The sequence below is a fragment of the Pseudomonas sp. 3HC3 genome (genome assembly GCF_044904505.1).
In the GTDB taxonomy this organism is placed as follows: Bacteria; Pseudomonadota; Gammaproteobacteria; order Pseudomonadales; family Pseudomonadaceae; genus Aquipseudomonas; species Aquipseudomonas putida_Y.
Genome location: NZ_JADDRH010000001.1, coordinates 42711 through 55174 on the forward strand (window position 1 = coordinate 42711; position 12464 = coordinate 55174).

Annotated in this window: 25 protein-coding genes and 1 pseudogene; 22 read left to right on the forward strand and 4 right to left on the reverse strand. The window is 58.3% G+C overall.

Annotation, left to right across the window (positions count from 1 at the left end):
- Nucleotides 1–39 precede the first annotated feature (39 nt).
- Nucleotides 40–861, reverse strand: a complete 822-nt coding sequence (locus tag INQ47_RS00325; protein ID WP_392524447.1) for a S24 family peptidase — start codon at nucleotides 859–861, stop codon at nucleotides 40–42.
- Nucleotides 862–951: 90 nt separating this feature from the next.
- Here INQ47_RS00325 and INQ47_RS00330 point away from each other — a divergent pair, with 90 nt between their 5' ends.
- The 18 genes from INQ47_RS00330 (at nucleotide 952) to INQ47_RS00415 (ending at nucleotide 9740) form a co-directional block, all read left to right on the forward strand.
- Entirely contained in the window at nucleotides 952–1161 is a 210-nt protein-coding gene (locus tag INQ47_RS00330; RefSeq protein ID WP_024086961.1) for a hypothetical protein, read from the forward strand.
- Nucleotides 1162–1193: 32 nt separating this feature from the next.
- Nucleotides 1194–1382 (forward strand): hypothetical protein, encoded by a 189-nt coding sequence (locus tag INQ47_RS00335; RefSeq protein WP_004573832.1) that lies wholly within the window; start codon nucleotides 1194–1196, stop codon nucleotides 1380–1382.
- Between the two features lie 18 nt (nucleotides 1383–1400).
- Nucleotides 1401–1580: a hypothetical protein gene (locus INQ47_RS00340; RefSeq protein ID WP_064614162.1), complete on the forward strand. Its 180-nt coding sequence runs from the start codon at nucleotides 1401–1403 to the stop codon at nucleotides 1578–1580.
- Between the two features lie 85 nt (nucleotides 1581–1665).
- A complete protein-coding gene (locus INQ47_RS00345) occupies nucleotides 1666–2454 on the forward strand; it encodes a KilA-N domain-containing protein (RefSeq protein ID WP_404700729.1) in 789 nt (262 codons plus the stop codon).
- 2 nt (nucleotides 2455–2456) lie between these two features.
- Nucleotides 2457–2807 carry a hypothetical protein gene (locus INQ47_RS00350; protein WP_404700730.1) on the forward strand — a complete coding sequence of 117 codons (351 nt, stop codon included), beginning with the start codon at nucleotides 2457–2459 and terminating at the stop codon, nucleotides 2805–2807.
- Nucleotides 2804–3055: a hypothetical protein gene (locus INQ47_RS00355; protein ID WP_404700731.1), complete on the forward strand. Its 252-nt coding sequence runs from the start codon at nucleotides 2804–2806 to the stop codon at nucleotides 3053–3055. The genes INQ47_RS00350 and INQ47_RS00355 overlap by 4 nt, the downstream gene beginning before the upstream one ends.
- A complete protein-coding gene (locus INQ47_RS00360; RefSeq protein WP_404700732.1) occupies nucleotides 3052–3525 on the forward strand; it encodes an ead/Ea22-like family protein in 474 nt (157 codons plus the stop codon). The genes INQ47_RS00355 and INQ47_RS00360 overlap by 4 nt, the downstream gene beginning before the upstream one ends.
- A gap of 1 nt (nucleotide 3526) precedes the next feature.
- Nucleotides 3527–4510, forward strand: coding sequence for a phage replication protein (locus INQ47_RS00365; protein ID WP_404700733.1), 984 nt, complete (start codon nucleotides 3527–3529; stop codon nucleotides 4508–4510).
- Nucleotides 4497–5303, forward strand: coding sequence for a hypothetical protein (locus INQ47_RS00370; protein WP_404700734.1), 807 nt, complete (start codon nucleotides 4497–4499; stop codon nucleotides 5301–5303). Before INQ47_RS00365 ends, INQ47_RS00370 begins: the two co-directional genes overlap by 14 nt.
- Complete coding sequence (locus INQ47_RS00375) at nucleotides 5303–5614, forward strand: hypothetical protein (protein ID WP_404700735.1); 312 nt, start codon at nucleotides 5303–5305, stop codon at nucleotides 5612–5614. The genes INQ47_RS00370 and INQ47_RS00375 overlap by 1 nt, the downstream gene beginning before the upstream one ends.
- On the forward strand, nucleotides 5611–5844 hold the full coding sequence (locus tag INQ47_RS00380) for a hypothetical protein (RefSeq protein WP_125922969.1): 234 nt from the start codon (nucleotides 5611–5613) through the stop codon (nucleotides 5842–5844). Before INQ47_RS00375 ends, INQ47_RS00380 begins: the two co-directional genes overlap by 4 nt.
- Nucleotides 5841–6062, forward strand: a complete 222-nt coding sequence (locus INQ47_RS00385) for a hypothetical protein (RefSeq protein WP_404700736.1) — start codon at nucleotides 5841–5843, stop codon at nucleotides 6060–6062. The genes INQ47_RS00380 and INQ47_RS00385 overlap by 4 nt, the downstream gene beginning before the upstream one ends.
- Nucleotides 6059–6457, forward strand: coding sequence for a recombination protein NinB (locus INQ47_RS00390; RefSeq protein WP_404700737.1), 399 nt, complete (start codon nucleotides 6059–6061; stop codon nucleotides 6455–6457). The genes INQ47_RS00385 and INQ47_RS00390 overlap by 4 nt, the downstream gene beginning before the upstream one ends.
- On the forward strand, nucleotides 6457–6711 hold the full coding sequence (locus INQ47_RS00395) for a hypothetical protein (RefSeq protein WP_404700738.1): 255 nt from the start codon (nucleotides 6457–6459) through the stop codon (nucleotides 6709–6711). Before INQ47_RS00390 ends, INQ47_RS00395 begins: the two co-directional genes overlap by 1 nt.
- Nucleotides 6702–7304 (forward strand): recombination protein NinG, encoded by a 603-nt coding sequence (locus tag INQ47_RS00400; protein WP_404700739.1) that lies wholly within the window; start codon nucleotides 6702–6704, stop codon nucleotides 7302–7304. The genes INQ47_RS00395 and INQ47_RS00400 overlap by 10 nt, the downstream gene beginning before the upstream one ends.
- 115 nt (nucleotides 7305–7419) lie before the next feature.
- Nucleotides 7420–8010, forward strand: coding sequence for a hypothetical protein (locus tag INQ47_RS00405; RefSeq protein WP_404700740.1), 591 nt, complete (start codon nucleotides 7420–7422; stop codon nucleotides 8008–8010).
- A gap of 303 nt (nucleotides 8011–8313) precedes the next feature.
- Entirely contained in the window at nucleotides 8314–8481 is a 168-nt protein-coding gene (locus tag INQ47_RS00410) for a Com family DNA-binding transcriptional regulator (protein WP_104886300.1), read from the forward strand.
- Between the two features lie 113 nt (nucleotides 8482–8594).
- Entirely contained in the window at nucleotides 8595–9740 is a 1146-nt protein-coding gene (locus INQ47_RS00415; RefSeq protein WP_104886299.1) for a hypothetical protein, read from the forward strand.
- A 106-nt stretch (nucleotides 9741–9846) separates the two neighbouring features.
- Here the strand turns inward: INQ47_RS00415 and INQ47_RS00420 are convergent, their stop codons facing one another.
- Together INQ47_RS00420 and INQ47_RS00425 are read right to left on the reverse strand one after the other, a co-directional pair.
- On the reverse strand, nucleotides 9847–10272 hold the full coding sequence (locus INQ47_RS00420; RefSeq protein ID WP_404700741.1) for a type II toxin-antitoxin system HicB family antitoxin: 426 nt from the start codon (nucleotides 10270–10272) through the stop codon (nucleotides 9847–9849).
- A 30-nt stretch (nucleotides 10273–10302) separates the two neighbouring features.
- Nucleotides 10303–10501 (reverse strand): annotated as a pseudogene (locus tag INQ47_RS00425) (type II toxin-antitoxin system HicA family toxin).
- A 170-nt stretch (nucleotides 10502–10671) separates the two neighbouring features.
- Between INQ47_RS00425 and INQ47_RS00430 the strand changes: the two are divergent.
- The 4 genes from INQ47_RS00430 to INQ47_RS00445 all read left to right on the forward strand — a co-directional run bounded on the left by INQ47_RS00430 (nucleotide 10672) and on the right by INQ47_RS00445 (nucleotide 12104).
- Entirely contained in the window at nucleotides 10672–11007 is a 336-nt protein-coding gene (locus INQ47_RS00430) for a phage holin, lambda family (protein ID WP_404700742.1), read from the forward strand.
- Nucleotides 11008–11136: 129 nt separating this feature from the next.
- Nucleotides 11137–11607, forward strand: coding sequence for a lysozyme inhibitor LprI family protein (locus tag INQ47_RS00435; protein WP_404700743.1), 471 nt, complete (start codon nucleotides 11137–11139; stop codon nucleotides 11605–11607).
- A 60-nt stretch (nucleotides 11608–11667) separates the two neighbouring features.
- The gene (locus tag INQ47_RS00440; protein ID WP_053867850.1) at nucleotides 11668–11859 is read left to right on the forward strand and encodes a hypothetical protein; all 192 of its coding nucleotides are present in this window, start codon (nucleotides 11668–11670) and stop codon (nucleotides 11857–11859) included.
- The gene (locus INQ47_RS00445) at nucleotides 11856–12104 is read left to right on the forward strand and encodes a hypothetical protein (protein ID WP_053867851.1); all 249 of its coding nucleotides are present in this window, start codon (nucleotides 11856–11858) and stop codon (nucleotides 12102–12104) included. The genes INQ47_RS00440 and INQ47_RS00445 overlap by 4 nt, the downstream gene beginning before the upstream one ends.
- 31 nt (nucleotides 12105–12135) lie before the next feature.
- Here INQ47_RS00445 and INQ47_RS00450 read toward each other — a convergent pair whose 3' ends face one another.
- Nucleotides 12136–12339, reverse strand: coding sequence for a hypothetical protein (locus tag INQ47_RS00450; RefSeq protein WP_053867852.1), 204 nt, complete (start codon nucleotides 12337–12339; stop codon nucleotides 12136–12138).
- Nucleotides 12340–12464: the final 125 nt, after the last annotated feature.

A 12464-nucleotide genomic window follows, 5' to 3' on the forward strand; every position in this document is an offset into this window, starting at 1 on the left:
ACAACAAAAAGCCCGCGTTATGCGGGCTTTCTGAGAGGGTCACGCCTTCTTGGCGTTCCAGATCAGCAGAACCTTCGCGTGTACCGTAACGTCATCGATTCGCGCGGTCTGGTTCTCGTAGTGCTTATTGTCCGATATCAGGCGGAAGTGGTCTTCATCGAGGCGCATCAGGCGCTTGATGTACAGCTCCTGGTGCCAGGTGATCACGTAGATGCCTTCTCCGATGAACTCGTTGATCCCGCGATCGACAATGACCAGATCCTTGTCGTTGATCGTCCCTTCCATGCTCTGGCCCCAGCCGGTAATCATCGCCAGTGCCGAGGGGGCGGTATAGGTTACGCCTTTTTCGCGCAGGATCTCCTCGCGTACCACCAGGTTGCGTACCGCCTCGTTGTAGTCGGCCGGCACCTGACCGTGGCCCATGGCTGCCCGAACGTCGTACTGGGGGATCAGGATCTCTTCCTGGGTGGGCTTCAGGCTCGAGTAGGCGGAAGGCAGGTACTCCTGGCCATGATCTGGGCTGTCAGCCTCCGCCGCGGCAGCCAGCATCACCTCGCGAGCTTTCTCGGAGAGATTCTTGCCGGCCTTGGAGGCGAGCATCTGCGCGACCAGCTCGGCGGTGGTCGATGCCGTGCTAGCCGAGGATGACTGGTCTGTGGCCTGGCCGGTGCCATCGGACAACCATTCTGCTGAACATTCCAGTGCTTTCGCCAAGGCGAGCAGGTTCTTGCCCTTGGCGCCGTTCGTTCCGTTGATCCAGAAACTCACGGTTCCCTTGGACACGCCAGTCAGTTTGCTGAGGTCGGTGGAGCTGAGATTCAGCTCCTTCATGCGCGCTACGACGCGGTCTTTGAATTCCATATTAAGGATTCTAAACAGTTCGTTGTTTAGATAACTTGCCTTGTGCTGTTTAGAACTCTAAACTCGGTGGCAGACATCGGAGAAACACCCATGACCTACGACGAAGCCCTGAAATTTTTCGGCACCGGCCGCGCAATCGGAGACGCCCTGGGCGTTACCGGCAGCCGCGTTTCTCAGTGCCGTACGACAGGCGGGTTCTCCTACCCAATGCAATGCGTTTTGGAGAAGGAGTCGAGCGGGGCGCTGATCGCGAAACGCGAGGACGACCCGGCTAACTCGCTCAAGAAATCCGCCGCCTAACCAATTTCATAGCCGCAAGGAGCCACCCAAGCATGTACGCCAACCCCAAGCACCTGCATGACCGTGAGATCAAGGTCCGGGTCGACGAGGACACATTCAACCTGATCCAGGCATTAGCCGCGTATCACCGCACCCAGCGTGCCGTGCTGTGCCGCGAACTGCTGGAAGCGCAGTTGGCTGCGCTGGCTTCGGAGAATACCGGCGATCAAACCGCAGCCTGAAGGCCGCGAGGAGGCCCTATGCCGACCGAACAATTCGGTCTGGACCAGGGATCGATGGAGTTGCTTGAGCGAGAGGCGCGAAAGCGGGGGATCACCCCGGAAGCGCTAGCAGCCGAGCTGATTGATCGAGAGCTGGCCAGCCGAACGAAACCTCGAAACGCGAGGGGAGCGGTTCTTCCGTTCCAGCGCAAGGCCTGAACAGGCCCTGATAAGCCCGAATTGCGGGCACAAAAAAGCCGGGTGGCACCCCGGCTCTCTGCAACGCATAAAAGTGAGACCAATTATGCATCCACAGACCCCAAGTGTACAGGCCCTCAACCGGCCCGCGCCACAAAATGCAAACCACGATTTCGTGGCGCGAGATAAGCCAATAGCTATCTGCGGAGTGAAGATCCGGCAGGACAGCGAGGGACGTTATTCTCTGAACGACCTTGAGAAGGCTGCAAAGGCTGATGGGGTTGCAAAGGACATCAGGCCGAACGAGTGGCTGAGCCTCCAGGCAACCAAGGAAATAGAGGGTTTTCTAATTACGGAAAATCCGGGTTTTAAACCTGTCGAGTCGAAAGCGGGCCGATATGGCGGCACCTATGCAAGCCGGGACCTCATCTACAGCTATGCCATGTGGATCAGCCCTGCATTTCACCTGCACGTTATCCGCACCTTCGATGCCGTGGTTGTCGGTCACATCCAGCTGGTGGAAGGGCGCCAGGCCCGCGAGCGTGCACGTCTTGAGGCTCCGGCCCTGACCGAAGCCATCAAGCATGGCCGCCTGTCTGTCGGCAAGGAAGTGAAGCACTACCACTTCAGCAACGAGTTCGACCTGATCAACCGCATCGCACTGGGAATGCCCTCGAAGGCGTACCGTGCTGCGCACTGTATCAGCCCGACCGACTCGATCCGTGATCACCTGACTCCGTGCGAAATCCGCTGCATCGAGCATCTTCAGCGCGTGAATGCCTCCCTGATTGACGTAGGCATGGACTTCGAGTCGCGCAAGAAGAAGCTGAGCCAGATCTACATCCAGCGTCACAGCCGTGCGCTGCTGTCCGAAATCAAGCGCCTGGAGTTCTGACCATGACCACCCTGACCTATCAGCAACTGGTAGAGCGGGCGGCCATGACGGCCCTTGACCTGCATAAGGCTTCAACGGCAACCAAGGCCCTCAAGGCTGAACTTCGCTCGATGTACGACACCTACTTCCAGGCCCATGGGCGACCGGAGGGGAAATTCAATCCAGATAACGACGCCTTCCTGCCGGTGATGATGTTCACCAACGCCCAATACGACCGCGTCCAAGTAGCGAAGAAGGCCGAATACAACGCGAAGCGCCGCCATGAGCGGGCTGTAGCGTCTCTCGCCTCTGCATGTGAGTGCGCCGGGGGCGGCCTGCACACCCACGACAAGGCCGTGCGGGGTGCAGCATGAGCGATTTCGTGAAAGTCACCGAGATGCCAGCCAGCGAGTTTCCAGCCCATCTGGATGGGATGAACAAGCAGATGCGTGACTGGGCCGACCAGGCCGCCCGCGGCGAATGTGGCTGGATTTGCTCCGACTGCTGCCTTTCCGATCCCAAAGGCATGCCAGACGCCTGCTTCTACGGAAACGCCAAGTGCACCGAAATCATCCAGCGCGACAAGCTGCGCGCCATGCGCACGGGGAATGAGCCGTCATGACTATCGACAAGGATCAACTCAAGGCGCTGGCCAAGGCTGCAAGTCAGGGCCACTGGGATCAGGACGGCTTCGAAGTTCACAACGACGATGTTGAAGATTATCGCGTTGCCCAATGCCGCTCCATGCTCGATGCGGCGTTCATCGCCGCCGCCAGTCCAGCTTCGATTCTGGAACTGCTCGCCGAGAACGAGGCGCTGCGCATGCTGACGAAGGAAATGGACCTGATGTTCGGGCGCTATTTGCTCGGAATGCGCGCCTCAATTGTCGAGTGGCAGCAAGGCAAGGGTGCTGACGCGGCGATGGAGTGGATCTGGAACGGCCTGAACGGTCCTGGCGAGCTGCCGCCGGCTGAAGAAACCCAGGCCCAAGCCTACTTCGACCGTGAGGTGGCGAAGATCGAGGAAGGCCTTGAAGAGGTGTATGCCTACCGCGACAAGCGCCGCGCCGAAAAAGCCCAGGGGGGTATTTGATATGCAGTTCACCCTCACCATCAACCAGGTAAAAGCTCTGGAATGGGGGCTCAACTCCCAGCAGGCGCTGCTGTTCTCGTTCGTCTACGGCTGCCCAAGCTGGGCAAAGCCTATGCAGACGCCTGACGGGATCTACTTTGCTCTGAGCAAGGCCAAGATCACCGACGAGTTGCCACTGCTGACCGGCAAGCCCGACACCGCCTACCGCATGCTGAAAGCCCTGGAAGAGGTCGGCCTGATCGAGCTTTCCAGTACCTCCAGCATCACCCTGTTCCGTCTGACGGAGAAGGCCACCGAGTGGAACCAGAAACTGGATGGGTCGGAAAAATATTCGACCCCACCAACTGGCACCAAAGGTCGGAAAAAAATCCGATCTACCTCGGAAAAAAATCCGAGCATGGTCGGAAAAAAATCCGATCCAAGGTCGGAAAAAAATCCGACAAATCAGGATACCAATAATCAGGATACCAATCAGGGTACCAGTCAGTGTTCGCAGGAAGGCTCGGACGAGCCGAACCAGCCTGCCGGAAAAGTGGTTGCACTGATCCCCATTGGGGGCGAAGAGCCGCGCTGCGAAATCCCATCCGACATGCCTGGGCCAAAGGACCAGTCCTGCAAAACCTTCAAGGCCTGGGCCAACTACGCCATGGCATACCGCAAGCGCTACCACACCTGGCCGGTCTGGAATGCCAAGGCCGGTGGGCAGATGGGCCAGTTGATTGACCGCCTTGGGATTGAGGTTGCCCACCATGTGGCCGCGTTCTACCTGCGGATCAACGACGCCAAGCTGATCAACGGCTGCCACAACCTTGGCGACCTGCTGGCCAAGGCCGAGGCCTATCACACCCAGTGGGTAACCAACCGTCAGATGAACGCCACGACTGCCCGCCAGCAGGAGCAGACCCAGGCGAACATGAACGCGGCCCAGGAAGCGGCTGATGCTATCCGCAACGGCCAGGGAGGCAAGCGCAATGCTTTCCTCTGACGAACAAGCCGAACTGGCCGTGGCCATCTGCGCCACTGCCGAGGCGATGGGGCAGACCATCAGCGCTGGAGGCGCTCAGCTCATCGCTGAGGACCTTTCGGCCTATGAGCCTGGCGTCATCATCGGCGCACTGCGCGCGTGCCGTAGAGAGCCATCCGGGCGCCTTTCGCTCGGCATGGTTCTCAAGCACATCCACGCGGCCGACACCAGACCTGGGAAGGATGAGGCGTGGTCCATCGCGCTGGCGGCAAGTGATGAGCATGAAACGGTCGTGCTCACCACAGAGATCCGCCAGGCCATGATCGCCTCCGAGCCAATCCTTGAGGCCGGCGACAAGATCGGCGCCCGGATGGCCTTCATGAGCGCCTACGAGCGCCTGGTCAGCTTTGCCCGCGCCGAGGATCAGCCGGCGAAGTGGGAGGTGTCGCTGGGCTACGACGCTGGGCGCCGGGTGGTGGCCATCGAGTCTGCTGTCCGCGCCCAACTCATAACCCACGAGACAGGAGCCAAGTACCTGGCCGACCTGCGCATCGCCCCGATCACCGATGACGGTCAGGCCATTGCCGGTCTGCTGACTGGAGAAGTGCGCCCGCAGGCCAGCGCCAAGACCCGGGAAAAGCTGGCTGAGGTGCGCTGCATCCTCAAGGCAGCCAAGGCCAAGAAAGACCGCGAGCGCGCCAAGGAAGACCAGCGCCGCCGCATCGAAACCTATCTGCGCAAGCGGCAGACACGCGTCGCCATTGCTCAATTGAACATCAAGCGCGCCGGGCAGCCGGCCGGGGAGGGGGTGTGATGGACACCAACAAGATGCGCGAGCAGTTCGAGGCATGGGCGCTCAGCGCGAAGGCACATGGCGAGCATTTCGATCTGTCTCGCGGGAATCATGGGGCCTACAAAAGCCAGATAACTCATTGGCTCTACTGCTCGTGGGTTGCTTCGTATCAGGCCTCCCGTGAGGCCGTGGTGGTGGAACTGCCGAACCGAGCTGCTGAGGCCTACCGCGAGGAGTTCGACGACGTGGAGGGTGGCAGCTTCAACGAGGCGGCCTACATCCGCGACGTGCGCAAGGCGATTGAGGCCCAGGGCCTGAAGGTGGCTCCATGAGGAACATCAAGACGCGCGAAGGCTTCGAGTTCTGGGATCGGCTCAACGCTATCCCGCGCTTCAGCTTCCTGCTTGCGCCCTCTGGCACTCGAATCCAGAAGTTCGAGGACATCAGCGGCAACTGGATCGACGTGCACGAGGCGCAGAAGGTGATGGACGCCGCGCAGGACGAGATCAACGAGCTGCGCGAGCGCTTGGAGCGGCTTCAGCCGAAGGCGGTGGTGTCATGAATGATCTTGCCATGTGGCTCGGTTACGCGGTCATGGCGTGCGCCGGAACGGCCATTGTCGCCCTGGTGCTCTTCGCCCTGTCCTACGCCTGCGTCACGATTGTGAACAAGTGGATCAAGGCCATGATGCGTGCCTATGACCTGAACATCCTGCGCAAGACCATGCGGCAGCTGGAGGCCGAGGGGAAGGTGAGCAAGAAGACGGGGGTTCGGCCATGACTGAGTTCGCCATTCGCAGCACTCAGGACCTTAATCGTGTTTACGGCGCCCTGCACGCCATCGACCTGACCAAGCCCAAGATTGTGGTTATCAAGGACGAGAAGCGCCCGGACGTCTGCAACCGAAAGATGTGGGCAATGCTTCGCGACGTCTCCCAGCAGGTGGAGTGGTACGGCCGCAAGCTTACCGACGAGGACTGGAAGCACATCTTCAGCGCGGCGGTGCAGAAGCAGGATGCGGTGCCGGGCATCGACGGTGGATTCGTCGTCCTGGGCGTCTCGACCCGCAAGCAGTCGCAGAAGTGGTTCAGCGACCTGTTCGAAGTCATGCATGCCTTCGGCGCCGAGCAAGGCGTTCGCTGGACTGAGCCGGATCGGTGGGGAGGGCGGTATTGATGAGCCATCAATTCAAGCCGGGGGACCTAGTGCTGATCGTGGGATGCCGAACCATGGCGAACTTCAACGGGTGCTCCGCAGAGATCATCGAGCACCAGGGCGCTTGGGATCTTTTCGGGACTGGGTTGCAGGACTGGTATGCGATCCGGTGCGGCAACTTCGAGGGTGATGCTCGCTCTGGCGTTCTGATGCCCCTGCGCGGCGACTTCGCCCCCGAGCAGCAGAAAGCCAAGGAGGCCGAGCCATGCGTGTAGCTGAGATCAAGCCGAAGAAGTGCAAGGCCCCAGGTTGTGGAAAGCACTTCAAGCCGACCATGACCACGCAGAAGGTGTGCAGCATCGCCTGTGCCAAGGCCATGGCCAAAGACCCCAAACTGCAGAAGGTCGCGGCCAAGGCCATCACCAAGCAGGCCCGCCAGGACCTGCAGGAGCGCCGGGAGAAGCTCAAGACCCGCCGCGAGCACATGGCCGAGGCGCAGACCGCGTTCAACGCCTACATTCGCGAGCGCGACGCCGGCTTGCCGTGTATCAGCTGCGACTCGCTGCCGAGCGACCACGACCTCATCACCGGCAGTCGCTGGGACGCCGGCCATTACCGGTCGGTGGGTGCATGCCCGGAGCTGCGCTTCGAGCCGCTGAACGTCCACCGTCAGTGCGTGAAGTGCAACCGGAACCTGTCGGGTAACGCGGTCGAGTACCGCATCCGCCTGGTGAAGCGCATCGGCGCCGACCAGGTTGATTGGCTCGATGGGCCTCATGAGCCCCGACGCTACACCATCGAAGACCTGCAGGCCATCAAGGCCCTGTACAGGCAGAAGCTCAGAGACCTCAGGAGGGAAGCGGCATGACCTGGACAATCGCTGATACCGCCGGCGCTCTGCTACTGGCTATGACTATCGCCTCCACGTGGTGCGTCGTGCGCGCCAAAAGTATCGAAACGCGCCGCAAGAAGGAGAACGGACCATGCAACTGAACAGCGCGCGCCAAGCGTGGCACGACTGCCTCTACATGGCGTGGGACAGCCAGGGCGCATTCATCGAACAGCTTGGCCTGTTGGGCACTATGGTCCAGACCACAGAGAAGCAGCGGAAGGCAAGCCATGCTGTGCACCAGGCCTTGGCCGGCGGTGTGCAGGCGGCAATCTTCAAGCTGCCCGGCAGTCTGCGTGCCTTTGGAAACTTCATGTACGCCCCGCAGAGTGGCAACAACGAGCGCGAGGTAGCCGAGGAGTGCGTGTTCTCGTTGGCTATGGCCAGGTCCGGGCGGATGACCGCGGCCAAGCGCGAGCGCTGCGAGTACGTGGCCAAGGGCGTAATGTTCCGGTACCGGCGCATGCACCAGGGCGGGCAATCGTCGGCGCAGGATCCGTTCGAAAGCCCGGAGTGGTTCAAGCGCTGGATCGATGATGTATACGGCGTGACGCTTCCCTCATGCGCCTGGGCCAGGGACTGGGAGCCTTTCGTGCAGACCTGCTTTGAGGTCTGTGAGGATCTGGACAAGCGAGCACTCTCGCCTGTGGCGGCCGCAATTTACGAAATGAAGGAGGCCGCTTGAGGGCCTATTGCGTTCCCGCACGTGTAGTGGCACTATTTGTCCAATGTTAGAGTTTTGCCTTTGGCAAGCTCATCTAGAAACCGGCCCAAGCGCCGGTTTTTTTGTGCCCGTAGAAATGCAAAAGCCCCGAACAAATCGGGGCTTTTATGTTTGTGCGGCGAGAAAAAAGAGAGGGCGACTCCAAAGGGTGCTGTAACACCCAATGGGGACGCCAGATCGCAGTCCATACCTGCAAGCCAGCCAAGGCCCTCACTGCTCGCGCGAGCGGGGCGGAGCCTAGCAGAAAATCACAAGGCTTTGCAGATGCTTAGAGACATTCGTTGCGGGAAATGCAACCGACTCCTCGCCCGTGCGGTGGGGGTTACCCAGCTCCAGATCAAATGCTCCCGTTGCGGGACGTTGAATCAAGTGACGGCAGCCGACCGAGAAGTATCGCTCGCCGTTGCCGATCAGAAAGCTTCACGGGCGTGATCGCGCCAGAATGAGATTAACCCAGAAAGCCCAGAGCTTCGAACTTATCGCCTAGGTGCGACAAGAGAGCGACATTGATCGCCTTTCTTAATAATCGCAAAAGGAAATGAGCTATGGCTTTTACTATGATCCCTCTGAAAAATGAAGATGAAAATTTCTGTGGTGCTGAATTTTCCTTTACGGGAGGGGCTGCAGTCTCTGAGTTTGGCGCCGACTATCAGAATCTAACCTTCAACGCTTTTGGGGAAGAGAGTCAGCCCAGCATGGTAATGGGTACGGGCGGCGCCGGAAAAGGTATTGCCTCTACCTCTATTCAAATTGATTCCGATCTTTCGATCTCCTTCATGGTTTTCGATCTACCTGATGCTCAAAATCCAGCACTTCATAATGCTTCTGTGAGTGTTGTAGCCCTGAGTAAGGGAGAGCCTATCTTCACTAAGTCCTATTACCTCAAACACCGGGATGTAAATGGCAACTGGGTGGACACCGCCGAGTCTGGGGTTTACGTCGGTAGTGATTTTTCCATTAGCATGCCGAACCGCCTCGGCAGCCCATATTTGGCAACTTTCCAGCATACCGGCGTACACACGGTAAAAGTTAAGGTGGCTGCTTCCCTTGCGGCGGATGGATCCGGTCATGTAAATGCGACCGCGAAGGTGGACTTCCCTGAGGAGGACAAAGCTGCAGATTTCACCACGCGCGAACTCAATGCCATTGATGCTGCCATGAGAGAGCATGAAGGAATTACCGATCACATGTATCTTGATACAAATGGCTATGTCACCGTTGGAATTGGCTTCATGCTTCCCAATGAAGCTGCGGCTGTCGAATATCCTTTTCTAACTTCCAATAATAGTCCAGCCTCTGTTGAGCAAAAACGGGCCGAATGGCAAACTATCCATGCGCTACCTACCAATTACGTTGCGGGTTGGTATCAGAGTCACACAGACTTGCATCTGGCTAGCGATTATATCGATTCAAGGCTTGGAGCTATCATTAGCACCAATTTTAGTGAGTTGAACAACCTATTCCCTGCAATTGGTCAATACCCAGGCGCGGCACGTGTTGCTCTGCAAGACATGATTTACAACGTAGGTGCTACCAGGCTCTCAACTAGATTTCCACGATTCATGGAAGCCGTTCGCAACCAAGATTGGGCGACGGCGGCTACCGAGTCACATCGAAACATTCCTGATGAGAGCCGGAATGATGCTGTTCGCGATCTATTCCTGAATGCGGCAGGCACTGGGGATTTCTGAACCTCCAATTATTTGGCTGCTGAGTCAGTCAGATGACCCAAAGGCTGCCATCTCAGCAGCCTCCCAAACTAGAGTTAGCAGTGGACCCGGCGGATCTCGGTCCAGGTCAAGTCGACTCGACAGACACCACCAGTCGTTTGCCGAGCGCGGCTAGCGCCGTCTCCATTGCCTCCATCTTCGAAGTGTGCCGGAAGTCGACAAGACGATCTCCTTGGGTCTGCGCCAAGCCAAGCAGGCGGCACAGATCGGCCTTGCGCATATCGCGGGCCATCATTTCGTTCCACAGCACGATCTTCGCCACGGTCACCGCAGGCAAGTGGACAACCAACTCGCCAGTCTCAGGTTCGGACGCAGCGGGGATCGAGCGACGCTCATCGACATATATCGACAGGGTCGTCTCGATACCATCCACCGCTTCGCTTAGCGCGTGTTGCTCGTTATCGCCGTAGCTGTGAAACTGCGGCAGGTCGCGACAAAACACTGCTAGCCCAGGTGTGTCGTCGCGCTCAAAGCGGATTGCATAGTTGTACATAGCCATTCTTCAGAGGTGACCGCCCAGCATTCAGGTGTGGCGAAGGGGCTCTTTGAGCCCTAGTTGTTTAATGAACGCCTTGCGGGTCGGTTCTGGCATTTCCTTGCAACCGTGATCCGCGAAGATTGCCTTTGCCGTTTGGGGCGGTGACTTTGAAGTGGCTTCCTTTGCCTGCTTCGAAGGCCACCCCTTGGGCCTTCAACCATCGTCTGAACTCGCTGAACTTCATCACCTCGCCTCGTTGTTGGATGAGTCCATTATACAACGTTTTCGTGGTAAAAAAGAGCCTTGAAGAATTCCTTGGCTTTCTCTTTTCGGCTCCGCCACATCCATTGCTCCGACCTGGGAGTGTTGTAGGGGCCGTATCAAACTCACTTCCCGAAAGGGAGGGGCATTCGGATGTCCAACATGCCAGATAAACCAGACACCTGGGCAATGCTGTTCGCCTGGCTGAGCCAGCACGCCCCTCTGCTGTACGCGGGAGCGCTTTCGTTCGTGATGGCCCTGCTGCGGATCATCTACGGCGGCGGGACCAGGCGTCAGGCGGTACTGGAGGCCTGCCTCTGCACATTGCTGACAGCGGGTGCATTCCCACTGCTGGAGTACTTCGGTCTTCCGCAGAACTTCGCCGCCGGGCTTGGCGGCGGGATAGGTTTCATCGGAGTCAAGAAGATTGCTGATCTGGCTGATCGCTTCTCTGACATCAAGCTGCCACGGCGCACCGAAGGTCAGTAATCCGCGCCACAAAATCGAGGTGCACCGTTTCGTGGCGCATCGACCTAAATTCCGCATGTGATGATTGTGCGTAGCGTGCATCTCCGGCACGATGCAGTCGGCTACTAATAACCTCAAGGAACGAGATGCATGGAAAGTGTGTTCAAGGCAGTTTGCGTTGCGGCCTTGCTGGCGACGGGCGTGGCTCATGCTGATGTGGGACGAGAAGAGGCTCTTGATGAGGCAGTCCGTCAGTTTGCTGCAAAGGTGGAGGCTGAGTGGCAACAGTGCCTGAAGAATCCGAACACTCGCACGACGAAGGATAGTGACCTGTGTCTGTTATCGATGGTGCGCGCGAGTAACGAGAGGGTCGAAGAGAAGTATCAGGAAAAAATGGTAACAGCCCAGCACATGGCTGAGCATCCTGACAGCTTTGCGACCTATGAGACGGTACCGTCCCTGCTCAAAGATTCCCAGGCGCTGTGGAAACAATATGTCAAAGCTGACTGCGACGGAATTTACGCAGAAAGCGCAGCGGGAACTGCTCGCTCTGGGTATGCCCTCTTTTGCCGATACAAACATGCGCTTCATCGCCTTCGCGCACTGGATGAATGGTTATAGAACCTTTGATCTTCCGCCCTTCAATCTTCGGTTGTTAGTGGCGTTCTTCTAGGAGAAGTCATGAGCAACATCATTCGTATTCGCCATGAACTGCCAGTGAGCACGGAAATCGTGCTTGCGGTGGCAGAGTTCGATGCCACCTTGGTGAAAGCGATTGATGCCGCCAAAGAAGCGGGGCTGCCACAGGGTTTGCTGGTTGGACTGCTACATGGCCATGCCCACGCCGAGACGCACAAGATGGTGGTCGAATGAAGGTGGTCGAGTTCCAGCGCGAAAATTGGCGCGATGCATCCAAGACTCTGCGCAAGATCGCGGATCAGCTGGATAGCGGCGAGCTTCCGGTTTGCAGCATCGGTGTGATGGCCATGCGCGACCCTGCTGGGCAGGTGGAGCTGTTCGCTTTCGGTCCGATTTCCGATGACCTACAGTCGCTGGCCATGTTCAGGCTGGCGGAACAGAAGCTGATTGATGTGCTGCTGGATGGCGGGGAAGGGTAGGTGTGCCGCAGGTGAGTGCGGCACGGCTCTGTTACTTGACCTTCAGAGCTGCCTGAATTTGGTCGGCGTACTTCGAGAGGTTATCCAGCTCTTGCTCAAGGTGAACTGATGCGGAGCTAGATACCCTCGCTGCGATCAATTCCAGCGCGCTAGCTACAGCGTGAGCTCGCGCCATTTCGGCGGTAGCCCCACGTGAGGCGCCGGTGGTCGTTGCGGTGTGCAGGGTTTGAGACATGTTGACTCCTTCCGTTGGTTGAGCTCGCATCAATACCGGCAACCCGCCATCATTCAAGCACACCCTGCCGGCACTTGTATCTAGAGATTCCAGATTTCGAGCAGGGCCATGGCCCCCAGCCCGAG

Coding starts and splice junctions, on each gene's coding strand:
- INQ47_RS00340 (WP_064614162.1), top strand. CDS start 1,401: ATGCCGACCGAACAATTCGGTCTGGACCAGGGATCGATGGAGTTGCTT.
- INQ47_RS00360 (WP_404700732.1), top strand. CDS start 3,052: ATGACTATCGACAAGGATCAACTCAAGGCGCTGGCCAAGGCTGCAAGT.
- INQ47_RS00335 (WP_004573832.1), top strand. CDS start 1,194: ATGTACGCCAACCCCAAGCACCTGCATGACCGTGAGATCAAGGTCCGG.
- INQ47_RS00430 (WP_404700742.1), top strand. CDS start 10,672: ATGTCCAACATGCCAGATAAACCAGACACCTGGGCAATGCTGTTCGCC.
- INQ47_RS00405 (WP_404700740.1), top strand. CDS start 7,420: ATGCAACTGAACAGCGCGCGCCAAGCGTGGCACGACTGCCTCTACATG.
- INQ47_RS00395 (WP_404700738.1), top strand. CDS start 6,457: ATGAGCCATCAATTCAAGCCGGGGGACCTAGTGCTGATCGTGGGATGC.
- INQ47_RS00400 (WP_404700739.1), top strand. CDS start 6,702: ATGCGTGTAGCTGAGATCAAGCCGAAGAAGTGCAAGGCCCCAGGTTGT.
- INQ47_RS00375 (WP_404700735.1), top strand. CDS start 5,303: ATGGACACCAACAAGATGCGCGAGCAGTTCGAGGCATGGGCGCTCAGC.
- INQ47_RS00370 (WP_404700734.1), top strand. CDS start 4,497: ATGCTTTCCTCTGACGAACAAGCCGAACTGGCCGTGGCCATCTGCGCC.
- INQ47_RS00435 (WP_404700743.1), top strand. CDS start 11,137: ATGGAAAGTGTGTTCAAGGCAGTTTGCGTTGCGGCCTTGCTGGCGACG.
- INQ47_RS00350 (WP_404700730.1), top strand. CDS start 2,457: ATGACCACCCTGACCTATCAGCAACTGGTAGAGCGGGCGGCCATGACG.
- INQ47_RS00450 (WP_053867852.1), bottom strand. CDS start 12,339: ATGTCTCAAACCCTGCACACCGCAACGACCACCGGCGCCTCACGTGGG.
- INQ47_RS00330 (WP_024086961.1), top strand. CDS start 952: ATGACCTACGACGAAGCCCTGAAATTTTTCGGCACCGGCCGCGCAATC.
- INQ47_RS00440 (WP_053867850.1), top strand. CDS start 11,668: ATGAGCAACATCATTCGTATTCGCCATGAACTGCCAGTGAGCACGGAA.
- INQ47_RS00415 (WP_104886299.1), top strand. CDS start 8,595: ATGGCTTTTACTATGATCCCTCTGAAAAATGAAGATGAAAATTTCTGT.
- INQ47_RS00420 (WP_404700741.1), bottom strand. CDS start 10,272: ATGTACAACTATGCAATCCGCTTTGAGCGCGACGACACACCTGGGCTA.
- INQ47_RS00355 (WP_404700731.1), top strand. CDS start 2,804: ATGAGCGATTTCGTGAAAGTCACCGAGATGCCAGCCAGCGAGTTTCCA.
- INQ47_RS00345 (WP_404700729.1), top strand. CDS start 1,666: ATGCATCCACAGACCCCAAGTGTACAGGCCCTCAACCGGCCCGCGCCA.
- INQ47_RS00390 (WP_404700737.1), top strand. CDS start 6,059: ATGACTGAGTTCGCCATTCGCAGCACTCAGGACCTTAATCGTGTTTAC.
- INQ47_RS00410 (WP_104886300.1), top strand. CDS start 8,314: ATGCTTAGAGACATTCGTTGCGGGAAATGCAACCGACTCCTCGCCCGT.
- INQ47_RS00365 (WP_404700733.1), top strand. CDS start 3,527: ATGCAGTTCACCCTCACCATCAACCAGGTAAAAGCTCTGGAATGGGGG.
- INQ47_RS00325 (WP_392524447.1), bottom strand. CDS start 861: ATGGAATTCAAAGACCGCGTCGTAGCGCGCATGAAGGAGCTGAATCTC.
- INQ47_RS00380 (WP_125922969.1), top strand. CDS start 5,611: ATGAGGAACATCAAGACGCGCGAAGGCTTCGAGTTCTGGGATCGGCTC.
- INQ47_RS00445 (WP_053867851.1), top strand. CDS start 11,856: ATGAAGGTGGTCGAGTTCCAGCGCGAAAATTGGCGCGATGCATCCAAG.
- INQ47_RS00385 (WP_404700736.1), top strand. CDS start 5,841: ATGAATGATCTTGCCATGTGGCTCGGTTACGCGGTCATGGCGTGCGCC.